Origin of the sequence: Thalassospira profundimaris (assembly GCF_003326755.1) — a bacterium.
GTDB lineage: Bacteria > Pseudomonadota > Alphaproteobacteria > Rhodospirillales > Thalassospiraceae > Thalassospira > Thalassospira profundimaris_B.
On the sequence record NZ_JPWH01000003.1, the window covers coordinates 106,613 to 119,686 of the forward strand.

At 51.6% G+C, this 13,074-nt stretch carries 10 protein-coding genes; 5 read left to right on the top strand and 5 right to left on the bottom strand.

From position 1 onward, the window contains the following. The first annotated feature begins 113 nt into the window (after nt 1-113). Both TH25_RS05060 and pgi read left to right on the top strand, forming a co-directional pair. Complete coding sequence (locus TH25_RS05060) at nt 114-1,073, top strand: PfkB family carbohydrate kinase (RefSeq protein WP_114087350.1); 960 nt, start codon at nt 114-116, stop codon at nt 1,071-1,073. A 129-nt stretch (nt 1,074-1,202) separates the two neighbouring features. After that, nucleotides 1,203-2,849 (top strand): glucose-6-phosphate isomerase, encoded by a 1,647-nt coding sequence (gene pgi / locus TH25_RS05065; protein WP_114087351.1) that lies wholly within the window; start codon nt 1,203-1,205, stop codon nt 2,847-2,849. Nucleotides 2,850-3,077: 228 nt separating this feature from the next. Here pgi and TH25_RS05070 read toward each other — a convergent pair whose 3' ends face one another. The 5 genes from TH25_RS05070 to TH25_RS05090 form a co-directional block, all read right to left on the bottom strand. Beyond that, complete coding sequence (locus TH25_RS05070) at nt 3,078-3,587, bottom strand: hypothetical protein (RefSeq protein ID WP_114087352.1); 510 nt, start codon at nt 3,585-3,587, stop codon at nt 3,078-3,080. Beyond that, nucleotides 3,584-5,335, bottom strand: a complete 1,752-nt coding sequence (locus TH25_RS05075; RefSeq protein ID WP_114087353.1) for a hypothetical protein — start codon at nt 5,333-5,335, stop codon at nt 3,584-3,586. The genes TH25_RS05070 and TH25_RS05075 overlap by 4 nt, the downstream gene beginning before the upstream one ends. Before the next feature lie 14 nt (nt 5,336-5,349). Then, nucleotides 5,350-6,456 (bottom strand): DUF4123 domain-containing protein, encoded by a 1,107-nt coding sequence (locus tag TH25_RS05080; RefSeq protein ID WP_114087354.1) that lies wholly within the window; start codon nt 6,454-6,456, stop codon nt 5,350-5,352. Beyond that, nucleotides 6,374-7,123 (bottom strand): hypothetical protein, encoded by a 750-nt coding sequence (locus tag TH25_RS05085; protein WP_114087355.1) that lies wholly within the window; start codon nt 7,121-7,123, stop codon nt 6,374-6,376. The genes TH25_RS05080 and TH25_RS05085 overlap by 83 nt, the downstream gene beginning before the upstream one ends. A gap of 390 nt (nt 7,124-7,513) precedes the next feature. Continuing rightward, entirely contained in the window at nt 7,514-8,548 is a 1,035-nt protein-coding gene (locus tag TH25_RS05090) for an NAD(P)/FAD-dependent oxidoreductase (RefSeq protein ID WP_114087356.1), read from the bottom strand. A gap of 170 nt (nt 8,549-8,718) precedes the next feature. Here TH25_RS05090 and TH25_RS05095 point away from each other — a divergent pair, with 170 nt between their 5' ends. From TH25_RS05095 to TH25_RS05105, 3 genes are all read left to right on the top strand, one after another. Then, on the top strand, nt 8,719-10,320 hold the full coding sequence (locus TH25_RS05095; RefSeq protein ID WP_181847423.1) for a choice-of-anchor I family protein: 1,602 nt from the start codon (nt 8,719-8,721) through the stop codon (nt 10,318-10,320). A gap of 232 nt (nt 10,321-10,552) precedes the next feature. Continuing rightward, nucleotides 10,553-11,281, top strand: a complete 729-nt coding sequence (locus tag TH25_RS05100; RefSeq protein WP_114087357.1) for a response regulator — start codon at nt 10,553-10,555, stop codon at nt 11,279-11,281. A gap of 21 nt (nt 11,282-11,302) precedes the next feature. Beyond that, on the top strand, nt 11,303-12,787 hold the full coding sequence (locus TH25_RS05105) for an ATP-binding protein (protein WP_258549038.1): 1,485 nt from the start codon (nt 11,303-11,305) through the stop codon (nt 12,785-12,787). The last annotated feature ends 287 nt before the right edge of the window (nt 12,788-13,074 follow it).

Here is a 13,074-nt window from a genome sequence, read left to right on the forward strand (position 1 = left end):
AATACCGCGATTGGCTTTTTGTTTGCGGCAGGGATTGAATCGATTAAAAGAGGGCAGTCCCACACCGGAAACGTACAGGTCGGTAATACCGGCGAAACAAGCGGAGAACGTATATGACGGCAAAAGCAGTTTGCCTTGGCGAGTTGTTGATTGATTTTGTGCCAACGGTGACAGGGACAGGTCTTGCAGATGCGCCGGCCTTTGCCAAGGCCGCCGGAGGTGCGCCGGGCAATGTGGCGGTTGGTTTGCAACGGCTGGGCATTGAAACCGGGTTCATTGGCAAACTGGGCGATGATGCCTTTGGGCACTTTTTGGTGGATACTCTGAAAGCCGATGATGTGGACACGTCGGGCATTGTTTTGACCAAGGAAGCCCTGACAGGCTTGGCGTTTGTGTCCTTGCGCGCAGATGGTGAACGTGAATTTTCATTTTATCGTTCTCCGTCGGCCGACATGCTTTTGTCGGTGCCGGATCTTGATGTGGATATGCTCAAAGGATGCGAGCTGTTTCATTACGGCACTCTTTGCATGATTGACGATGATCCGCGTGAGGCGACTCTACGTGCTATCGAGATCGCGCGCGAGGGTGGGGCGATGATTTCATGCGATCCCAATCTGCGTTTGCCGTTATGGCCCTCGGCCGATCGCGCCCGCGAGATTTTGCGCCTTGCCATTTCAAAGGCTGATATTGTCAAAATCTCTGATGACGAAGTTACCTTTTTGACGGGCGAAGAAGATCATCAAGCGGGTTTGAAACAGCTTTGGTGTGATCACTGGAAGTTGTGTATCGTCACGATGGGGTCAAAAGGCAGCCGTTATTACACCCGCGACTGGAATGGCTTTGCCGAACCGTTTAGTGTGACGTCGGTGGATGCCACCGGTGCCGGTGACGGTTTTACGGCCGGGTTTTTATCCCGCCTGCTCAAAAATGCCGATTTGCTGTCTTCGGCGGAACAGGTGGGGGCTGCCTGTCGTTTTGCAAATGCGGTGGGGGCCCTGACGGCAACCAAACGCGGGGCAATTAACGCCTTGCCAACAGAAACAGAGGTCCTGGTCTTTATGGCTGAGGCCTGATCAGGGCAACCGCAAAAAAGAGACTTGCGGGCGATGATTTCATACGATTGCCCGAAACTTTATACAGACTGTCCCACACAGTTTTCCGCTGGCCGAAAAAAGCCTAATGACCTGTAATCCGAGGATAAAATGGCGACAGAACGTTTGAACGAATGTTGGGAAAACCTGAAGCGGATTGGCGCGGAAGTTTCCAGCGAACTGAAACTGCGGGATGCCTTTGCACAAGATCCGGCGCGGTTTTCGCGGTATCACACTGCTCTGGATGACCTGTTTGTCGATTATTCCAAAAACCTGATTACCGACGATGTTTTAAACGGCCTTCTTGAATTGGCAAAAGAGGCTGGCGTGGCAGACTGGCGTGACCGCATGTTTGCCGGAGAACGCATCAACATTACCGAACATCGTGCCGTTCTTCACATTGCCTTGCGCAATATTGACGGGGATCCGATCAAGGTGGATGGCGAAGATGTGATGCCTGCCGTCAAGGACGTGTTGGCGCGTATGAAGGACTTTGCCGCGCGTGTTCATAGCGGCGAATGGACAGGCCATACCGGCAAGAAAATTACCGATGTCGTCAATATTGGTATTGGTGGCTCCGATCTGGGGCCGGTGATGGTTAATGAGGCCCTGCGTCCGTATCACATTGATGGCATTAAATGCCATTTTGTATCGAACGTGGATGGGGCACATATTGTTGATACCCTCAAGGGCCTGGATGCGGAAACGACGCTGTTTGTCATTGCATCGAAAACCTTTACCACCGACGAAACCCTGACCAACGCCTATTCCGCACGCAGCTGGCTTTTGGATGCGCTGGGTGATGAAGCGGCGGTGGCAAAACATTTTGTCGCTGTGTCAACCGCGCTGGACAAGGTGGCGGAATTTGGTATCGATACCGCCAATGCCTTTGGTTTTTGGGATTGGGTCGGTGGCCGTTACAGCCTGTGGTCGGCTATTGGCCTGCCGATTATTCTTGCGGTGGGCTATGACCGGTTTGAGGAATTGCTGCGCGGTGGTGCGGCAATGGACCGGCATTTCAAAACAGCACCTTTGGCCGAAAATATTCCGGTTATTCTGGGGCTGATCGGGGTTTGGTATCGCAATATTCTGGGTGCTTCCAGCGTTGCTATTTTGCCCTATGACCAGCATTTGTCGCGTTTGCCGGCTTATCTGCAGCAGGCGGATATGGAAAGTAACGGTAAATCGACGACGCGCGATGGCAAGCCGGTACAAACATCAACCGGCCCGGTTATTTGGGGCGAGCCAGGTACGAACGGGCAGCATGCCTTTTACCAGTTGATCCATCAGGGCACGGAACTGATCCCGGTGGATTTCATGGTTGCGGCCAAACCGTTGCATGATTTGCAAAACCATCACGACAAGCTGGTTGCCAACTGTTTTGCCCAGGCCGAAGCCCTGATGGTAGGGAAAACCGAGGCTGAAGTACGCCATGAGCTTGAAGCACAGGGTATGGCGGCAGATGAGATTGATGTTCTGGCACCGCATAAGGTTTTTGCCGGGAATAAACCCAGCACCATGATCCTCTATCGCCAGCTTGATCCGTTCACGCTGGGCCGTTTGATTGCCATGTATGAACATAAAATCTTTGTTCAGGGCGTGATCTGGAACGTTAATTCCTATGACCAGTGGGGGGTGGAACTGGGCAAGCAATTGGCCAAGGAATTGCTGCCGATGGTGCAGGGCAGTGAAAGCGCAGAAAAGCGCGATGCCTCTACCGCTGGTCTGATTGCGGAATTGCGCAGTCTTCAGTCCTGACAGGATCTTTGTGATTTCTGCTGATTTGTGCGGGCAGCGTCATTGGGCGCTGCCCTGTTATTTTTGGATCGACATGGGGTTCAGGCAATTGTGCTGCAATCACGTATCATGCGGCCCTGTGCATGATTGCATCCAAACCCGATTCAGGACATGAATTTCACCAAGTCTCTGCTTGTGATCGGCGGAAGGTTGGGGCAGGTCAATCAGTTTTAGTTTTGATTCCCAATCTCAAGGTTTAGCATATTTAGCCCAAGGGTTGTGAACATTGCGAAGATAATTCGCAAAATCTATTTCCTCTTTGGTATCAAGCGGGCTATCGATATCGCGAGGGAAAACGACCATCATTTCATCATCAATTTTCGAAAAAAAATCATATGCTGGCGGTAAAATATTACTTTCGTACGGATATTCTCCAACCACAGTACCCAAACTTCTAAAAACGTCTTTCGAAAAGCTAATAGCTATAAGCAAAGCATCTCCAACTTCTGCTTGAGCAAGATAATTTCTCATTCTATTCAAATCTTTTAGTAATTCATTTTCTACATACTCAAGAGCACCAATGCAGCTTCGCAAATAGTCACTGGATGCAGGATTTAACAGTACGCGATGAAGGTCTTGCGGCAATGGCTTTCCCGTACGCAAATGATCCGAAATAATATCTTTTACATTCAAAACCTTACTTCTGTATTCCTGAATGAGGAATTCAACCAATTCAAATGCTTCAATTGTCCTTTTCATAGATCACACTCTCCTATTTTCCCGGCATTTCTGATTGACCTTAATGGCTCCACTGGCGTCCGATCATTCCAATAGGTATGATAATATTCCTTTATTTGATCCGGAGAAACAGCGCCCGCCTTTGTGCCAGGCAACCAGACTTGCTCTCCTCCACCAGGTAACACTTCGCCCGGACTGTTTTTACTCGATTGTGGTCCAATTTTCCCCACCAAAGCATGATCAGGAGGTGGCACTTCGGCGACAACATAAGCGCCAGCGGCATTCCAGTCTTGTCGCACAGCGTTCTCCCGACGCCATTCTGCTTCAGAGTTTGACGGTCGGGACCTGCTCCAAAACCCGCCTGTTTGATTCTCCTCTTTGCCTATCACCCGATAAAGCTCGTTAATCTGATCTTCGGAAGGTATATTTTTATCCTTTCCCAATGGTTTAATGACTGGCTTCTCGGCAAAGGAGCTCAGAATATTTTTCTTAAAAAAATCCGGGCTTGTTATGGCTACCTTGCGAATGGAATCCGGTAAGTCGGGATCCGACAGCAATTCGTCATACCACTTTGATATTCTCGCATGACTTGCTTTCCGGAACGCCTGAAACTCGGCGTTATCCGGCACAGTAGAGCCTTTTGGCTCCGGCAAAGACGGGCTCCAGCTTGGTCGGTCCATTGTCTTTTGCCAGTGCCGGTAAGGGCCATAATTGATAACCATGTCAGTTACGCGTCGAATAGTAACTGAGTGCCCCGGCAGGACGGAAAATGCTCTCGTGGCATACCCTGAGGTCGCCTTTAAAATCCGTTTCTTGATCGCCTGCGCGGCTGCTTCAAAGTTATGGCTTGCCATGCCACGGACTTTTTCGATGGTTTCAAGCACGTCTTCGACAAAGCCCGGGGTGAGGTTCTTCAGCAGCGAAACCTTTTGCGCGGTCAGGTTCAGAAACTCGTCAAATTTTTGCGAGACAAACCCAACCTGGTCCACCACGTCGTCGGCGAGCTTGGTGACAAAGCGATAGCCATTGACCCGCATCCCGGTGCGGTGCAGCGCCTTGTTGATATAGACCAGCACCCGCCCGATTTCCGAGACGTTCTTCCAGATGATTTTGATTACGCCTTTCGCCAGCGAGCCCAGCGAGGGGACAAGGCCAATCAGGCAGGCAAAAACGCCAACCCAAACGCCGATTTCATCGTAGCGCTTGTCCCGGATAAGCAGTTTGCTATTGGCGATCAGGTCACGCAGATCCGCCACTTGATCGACCACCGGCACGGCGGTGACGATGGCATTGGTAATGATCTGGCTGGTCGACATGTTTTCATTGAAGTCGCCCTGAAGGGTTCCCCAGGTCCACTCGGCACCCGAGGCGATACTGGAGGCCACACTCTCTGCTGCCCGTTCCAGCCAGTTGCGTTCATCTTCAACCGGGGCGGGTTCTTCAAACGGTACCGGTTCGGTCGGATCATCAAAGAAAAAGACCTCTACCTCGCCGTCATAATCGCCAAGATCGACATGGATATATCGATGTTTGGAGAGTTCGCTGACGGTTAACACACCTTCGGCAATGACCTCGCCCCCCGGCTCCCCGCCATTGGGTTTTTGCACCACATAAAGGGTGTCGGTAACGGCCTGCTCGTCGGGATATTCATAACGCAAATGAATCCAGTTGCCGTCATGGCAATGCCGGCAACCATCCGCTACGTCCCGACCGCCTTCGGAGGAGGCGAGTTCCTGGGCTTTCTGATATTCGCTTGTAATCTGGTTCATGTCATTCGTACCTGTCAGGCTATTTCCAGACGACGTAAAAACTCGGTCTTCAACGACGCAAAAAGCCTGTCAGGCGGTTGTCCGGCAAACAGGTCGGCAAGGACTGACTGCAAGGGATCATCCAGAAAGAAAGGGGTAAATACTAGAGCACAAATCATGTGGGCGGCCTGTTGCGTTTCAGAAACAAGGCCATGTTTTTCCCACGCCTCCCGACATTGCCCGACAAAAGCGTTTGCATTTTCGTCCGGTACAAAGGCAGAGAATTGTTCACGTATCTGATCCGGACCGGGAGGCTTTTCAGCCAAACCTTGCTCCAGCACCGGTAAAAGCTGTTTCAGTGCGGCATTGGTCATCAGAATGCCGGGCAGTTGGCTGACCTGAAAGGTCTCCTCAAACTTCTGTACCCTGAGCACCGGGCTATGTTCGCTCTGATAAAGGCAGGATTCAGCCAAAGGCTGCACCCGGGCATCCTGCAGGAAGCAGGTGCCGAAAAAGGCGGACATGGTGGCGATTTTGGCAATCTCATTGCGATGGACAAAGCCCTTGTCGCGACAGTTTTTTGCCACCGTCTCGATCATCTCAACGACAGGACCAATGCTTGCAATCCCGAGCCGTTTAAAATGCAGTGGTGCAATGCCAAACAGTTTTTCGCCAAACTCGTGGGCGAACCGGTCCTGCTGCTGCCGTCCCAGTCCGGCCCGTTTTTCGGCAGTCAGAATGAAGGGCGCTTTTTCGACGTCACAATCAATCCGGGAGGAAATTTTAAACAGGCTACCACCAACCGGCGCATAAATGGCCCGGATCGGCACCTGATCACGCGGATGCAGCAACCCGGCAACATCTTCGCGTTCATGACGGATCAGCGAAAATAGATTGACGGTCTCGCGCGGTTCCCAAAATCGCAGATAATACCATTGTTCCCGCTCGTCACGGACACGGGTATATTTACGAAAGTGGCAATGAATGTCGTCAAGGGTGGCGCGTGACCGAATATAAATCGCCGGTTCGCGATGCCAGAGATGGCGGGTTGTCGCCTGTTCATGGGCATCGGGATCGTGGGTAAACAGGATCCGGGTAAAGTCGGTATCGGGGGCAAGCTCGATCAGATAGGGGGGCCACATCGGCAAGTTCGATGGCGGCCTTGCCCTTGAACATGCAGCGCCACGGCATGTCGCAGTTTTCTATCTCGCTAAACCCGCCGGTCAGTTTGGCGGCATCCATCACCGCATAGGTTTTAAGCGGCGGGACATTTTCGGCATTTCCATAGAAGGCAATTTCCACATCGTTCGGCGTGATATCGCCAAAGAGCGGTTCAAACAGGGCATCCGGCACAGTTTTGCGAGGATGCACGCCAAATTGAGCATCAAGCGGTGCAATCCCGGTGATCTCTTCGATTTCCAGCCAGTTTTGTGGTTCCGGTTCGGTACTTGCGGCACTGACGAGGGAGCCAAGTTCGACCCGGTGCAGGTCATGAACCTGGCGGGCAAGGTGCAGGGCCTGTTTTTCCCGGGCATGGCGCACCATCCATTCGGTGGCGGGCATCACATCTTCCGCCCATAACAAACGCAGCGGTCTTTCGGCATCCCCGGCATTTGTTTCGGAGACATACGCACGCAATACGGTTTCATAGGCTTCACGATCTTCTGCCCAAACAGCCACCACACCGCTTAAAGTTTCGCGCACAGTTGCCGTCTCTGCCATAAAGCCGACATCGGTTTCATGGTCGTTGCCAAGATCACGCGCAAAGTGACAATGCCCCAGCCAGGGCTCAAACTTTGCTTCCCTCATATCAAATGCACCATCAGGTGATTTCCTTGCACAGCCCTTCGTCAAACGCGATTTTTGGTCGCACGCTAAACCATGCCCAAAAACGTTGAGCAGCGTCTGCCGGAAATTTCACCAAAACGATCATTTTGCCAAAACGAAGTAAGTATTTGTTTTTAAAAAATAATGTTGAGAAATGGCAGTCAGGGGAAAATAGCCTTTCGGGCGGATTTCCGCCCGGCCAGGCGGAAATCCGCCCGAGAGACCAAAATGCCCGGCAGAATCGCGTGCGTGGCGTCGTTGGTTGTGAACCGGACTTTGCGGGCGGAGCGGCCGTTGCTGTTGCTGTGCTTATTTTGGATAATCTGCCCCAGTCATACAGGCCGGACCGGGGAAATATCGGGGCGCGGGTTACTATTGTTGCAGCGCGTCGAGCATTGCATGGGCCGCAGCTTCACCACTTTGAAAGGCGGCTTCGATGCGTGCGCCCAGACACCAGTCACCCGCCGCAATGATACGGCCATCGGCCGAGGCAAGGTGACTTTGCCCAAGCGGACTCGTCGTGCGGGCAAAGCGCCAGCGATGTGCCTGACTGAAAACCGGAACCGGCAGTTTGATACCAGCTTGTGCAAAGACTGTTTTTGTGATTGCCGTTATATATTTGGCGACATTTTCAGGCTTTTCTTCCAAATGGTCGCGGGACCAACAGGGCGATGCGTGAATGGTCCAGCATTCATACGGGGCAGGGGATGATATTGCTTCAGTAACCGGATTGCGACCAATCCAGGAGATGGCAGGGTCGGGTTTGGAAAACACATCAAAGGGGGCGGAACTAGGGCTGTCAAATGCAAGCATAACAGCCCAGCACGGAGCCATTTTAACGTCGTTTATAATGTCAAACCGGGGTGAGAGAGGCATAAGGAGTTCGGCACTTTGAGGTGCCGGGACAGTAACGATCACACCGTCAAACTCACCATGTGATATCCGGTTTTTATGGTCCTGGTCGGATGCGAAGCTGTAAAGCTGGTAACGGTTGTGATCAGTCGGGGTTATTCGGGCAATTCGTATATTGCGCTGAATATCGAAGCCGGAATTTAACGGGCTGACAAGTTTGTTCATCGCCGGATGCCCGCGATACCATGTTTCTGCCGGATCGTTGGCTATGGCCTGTTTGGCGGGTTGGGCGCACCATTGTTGTGCGATCCACTTTTCTGCTGTGCCATAATTAATAGCGTTTTCAAGATATTGAATAAAACCGGGGTGGCGGGCAGTGGCATATTGGGCGCCATGATTGAAAATGCCGAAATCTGTCCTGCGGGCGGCCAGGCGACCGCCAAGGCCACGGCTTTTTTCAAACACCTGCACCTTGTGCCCGGCCTGATGAAGAATGTGGGCGGCATTCAGGCCGGTAATTCCGGCACCGATAATGGCGATATCAAAGCCTGGCATGGCGGGGTTCATCCTGCTGAGTTTACACTGGTTATGGTACGCAAATTGCGACCAGACAGAGCATTTAAGTCAGCCTGATATTTATAAAAGCGTCATTCCATCGTCATAATAGCGTTACGTCATGCCTGCATGTTGTCGCATTTGACATGTGTAACAATGGGGACAAATCAATGCGGCGTTCGATTATGATGGCTGGGGTTGCCATTTCCGGTTTGCTTACGGCCTGTGCAGGCAACGGAACTTCAATGGATAACGGCATCAGCCTGCGAAGTGCAAATCAGGGACCCCATCGTTTGAGCATTGCGCCTCTGGGAGAATATCGCACCCATTTATTTGATGAAGGCGGGGCAGAAATTGTCGCCTATGACGTCGCGAGCAAGCGGGTTTTTGCGGTCAATGGGGGCGATAAGGGAATTGATATTCTTGATATTTCCGATCCGATGAATGTTTCAAAGGTTTCAACCATTGCCCTTTCAAAATGGGGCAAGGCCGCGAACAGTGTTGCCGTTCATAACGGGCTTGTCGCCGCTGCGGTTGAAAATACCGACAAGCAGGCCCCAGGGCAGGCGGTATTTTTTGACATCGATGGTAACTTCAAGGCTGCTGTGAAGGTCGGTGCATTGCCTGATATGATCAAATTCACCCATGATGGCAAACATGTGTTGGTTGCCAATGAAGGTGAGCCGAATGATGCCTTTGACAATGACCCGGAAGGCAGCGTTGAGGTTATTTCCGTCCCGGGTGATGTGACGAAAATAACCCAGGCGGATGTGCGTTTCGCCCGGTTTGATGGCCTGAATAACAAAAAATTGCCTGCGGGAATGCGCACGGCCAACCCGGGAACCTCCAGCGTGGCACAGGATATTGAGCCGGAATATATCGCGATCAGTGCGGATGACCGGAAGGCCTATGTTACCTTGCAGGAAAACAACGCCATTGCGATTGTTGATATTGCATCGGCTAGCGTCAGCGATGTTGTCGGGCTGGGTTTCAAGGATCATATGGTCAATGCCATTGATGCCAGTAACAAAGACGGGGCCATCACTATCAAACCCTGGCCGGTATTTGGCATGTATATGCCCGACACCATCGCCGGGATCGAGATTGAGGGCAAAAATTATTACATTATCGCCAATGAGGGCGATTCCCGCGACTATAAGGGCTATAGCGAAGAGGCCCGTATTGCTGACCTGAAGTTGGATCCGACGGCTTTTCCGAATGCCCGGGAATTGCAAAAGAAGGAAAATCTTGGCCGTTTGAAGGTGACAACAGCACAGGGTGACACCGATGGCGACGGTGATTTTGATCAGTTGTTCAGCTTTGGCGGGCGGTCATTTGCCGTGCTGGATGATCAGGCCGACATGATCTTTGACAGTGGGGATCAATTTGAGCAGTACCTTTCGGCCTATCTGCCGAAGAACTTTAATTCAAACAACGATGAAAATGGCAGTTTTGATGACCGGTCTGATGACAAGGGGCCGGAGCCGGAAGGGGCGGCTGCGGGCTATGTGAACGGGGTGCCATATGCCTTTATCGGGCTGGAACGCCAGGGGGGATTTATGGTCTATGACCTGACTAATCCGGCCAATCCGCAATTTGTGACTTATCATACAGATCGCAATTTTGAGGGTGATCCCAAGCAGGATACGGCAGGCGATTTGGCGCCCGAAGGGATGTTGTTTATTGATGCAAAACATAGTCCGACGGGAAATGCGATGCTTGTGGTCGCATCTGAAGTTTCCGGCAGCACCAGGCTTTATGATTTGAAGTAACAGCGACCATCGTCAATTGGTTTTGGCGATGCTAGTGGCCGGCAAAAAAGACAAGGGGCGGATCAGACGGGGTTTGATCCGCCCCTTGTCGTATCGCGTCATTTCACGTCATTTTCCCGGATGTAACGGTTTTGGTATGTATTGCGTATGCAGAATGCTTCAATTTGTTACAAAAACCGATTACACTCCGCCGCGATTAGTACAAAGCCATTGATTTTGCAGGAGACACAGGCTGAATTCCCGTCGTGAACCCCATATTCTGGTTGTTGATGATGATCAGGAAATCCAGAAACTGCTAAAAAAGTTTCTGATGCAGCATGGCTATCGCATGACAACGGTTTCCGATGGAACCGAAATGCGCAAGGCCCTGCGTGACTGGAATATCGATTTGTTGATCCTTGATATCATGTTGCCTGGCGAGGATGGCTTTGCTTTGTGCCGGGATGTGCGCCGGACATCCAAAATTCCGATCATCATGTTGACTGCTGTAGGCGAGGATACCGATCGTATTTTGGGATTGGAGCTTGGCGCGGATGATTATTTGACCAAGCCGTTTAATCCGCGTGAGTTGCTGGCACGCATCCGTGCGATTTTTCGCCGTGCCGAAACCGGTAGCGGCACTGAATTGACCGAGAATAGTGCTGAAAAGGTCAGGTTTGGAAGCTGGGTGCTTAACCTGGGATCGCGGGAATTGCGTGATGCCGATGATGTGGTCGTACATCTTTCAACCGGCGAGTTCTCGCTGCTGCGCGCGCTGGTAAAGCATAATAAACGGCCTTTATCACGCGATCAGCTTGTTGACATTGTCCGTGGGCAAAGTTCCATTCCGTTTGACCGCAGTATTGATATTCAAATCAGCCGTCTGCGGCGCAAGATCGAAAAAGATGCCAAAAATCCCAAATTGATCAAGACGGTGCGTGGAATAGGATATCAGTTTTGTGCTGATGTCGTGACTGCCTGATTAAAAGCAGGACAGATGCAAGTGGCAACGGTAAAACCCCGCTGGTACAAGCCCCGTACGCTCGGGGGGCGCATATTTGTTATCATGATGATTGGCGGGGTTATTATTGCTGCCCTTGCCAGTATGGCATCACTTTATATTATTGACCGGTCTGAACGGATCAGCCGTGCCTATACGCTGGGATTTACCATTCGTGAACTGGTTCTGATTGCTGAAAACCCCGAACTGCGGGGGAATGCCCGGAATGTCGGGGCGCTTGATGGCCTGCAGGTGGAAATTCTGCCAGCCCAGGAAGTCGAAAGCCTGTTGCTGTTTTCCCGCCCGGCGCAGCATATTGCCATGCCGGTTCGTCTGGGAGATGCCGGATGGCCGACTTCGGTCAAGGTTCATTTTCTGCATGGTCGCCTGAGTGCCGAACAGCGCGATGTGATAGAGCAGGCCAAAAGCCCCAGCCTGTTTTTTGCCCAGCTTTCCCGCGAGATTGCCCGCCTTGGCCTTCGGGCGCAGGTGGAATTGACCCTGCCGTCCGGACGTCGGATGATGTTGTCTCACGCCCGGCTTTGGAGCGATTATGCGTCGCCATCCGTGGTCTTTATCATGTTTGTGGTGGGCGTAGTTGCCGTTTTGGTCGTGTTTGCCGCCTTGGCCGATTTGTTGGCCGGGCCTTTTAAAAATCTGGCAATGGCCATTCGTAAAAATGGTGACGAGGTAGAAGGCGACCCCGTCGTAGAACGCGGACCGGTTGAAGCGCGTTCGATGGCGGAGGCCTATAATGCGCTGCGGTTTCGTATTGCCCGAATGCTTGAAGATCGTACGCGGATGCTGGCGGCGATTTCACATGATTTGCGTACCCCGAGTACCCGATTGCGGTTGCGTGCCGAATTTATCGACAATGACGAATTGCGTGAAACGGTTCTGCGTGATCTTGACGAAATGGATGAATTGTTAAGTGATGCGCTGGATTTTCTCGGGGACTGGATTCACAAGGAAGAGGAACGCACCGTAGACTTTACATCCGTGCTTGAAGCGATTTGTGATGATTACGCCGATCTTGGGCGTCCGGTTATATTCGAGGGGCCAAAGCCGCTTGTTTTCAATGTGGTGAATACGATATTTGGCGGCAAAAACGTAGAGGCTCACGCGTTTCGTGACAAACGCAGCATTCGCTTGACTTGCCGCGCGGGTACTTTGCGGCGTGCCTTTACAAATTTGATCAATAATGCGCTGAAATATGGTCATCGTGCTTATATCAGCCTGGATGCCACTGCAGACGAAGTGATTGTGCAGGTGCGCGATGACGGTCCCGGAATTGCGGAATCCGAACAGGAAAAGGTATTTTTGCCTTTTTATCGTGTTGAAGGTTCACGCGCACGGACTACCGGCGGCAGCGGATTGGGATTATCAATCGTCAAAACAGTCATCGATGCCCATGAGGGAACGATTACGCTGACAAATTTGCCAAAGCAGGGATTGGCTGTTGAAGTGCGCCTGCCACGAAAAGTGTAAAATTTCCAGCTTTGACTGTTCTTTTTTGTTTTCCGGCATTTCCATCTAGGGAAAATACCTGATGCCAATTTTTACGGGTGTGGATTTCTATGCCTTTGTATGATTTTCCCTTTTTTTAATAAATCCAGAAATTTAAGTGCAAAGTCTGCATTCCAGAGTGGCGCTAAACGCTATAGTTGTGTGCGTCAATATGCTATATGGCTCGGCTTTTGGTGACGTTGACAATTTATTACGCTGGATGGGGACTGGCCTGCTTATGCTGTCGAATTTGAAGATCAGGACGCGGC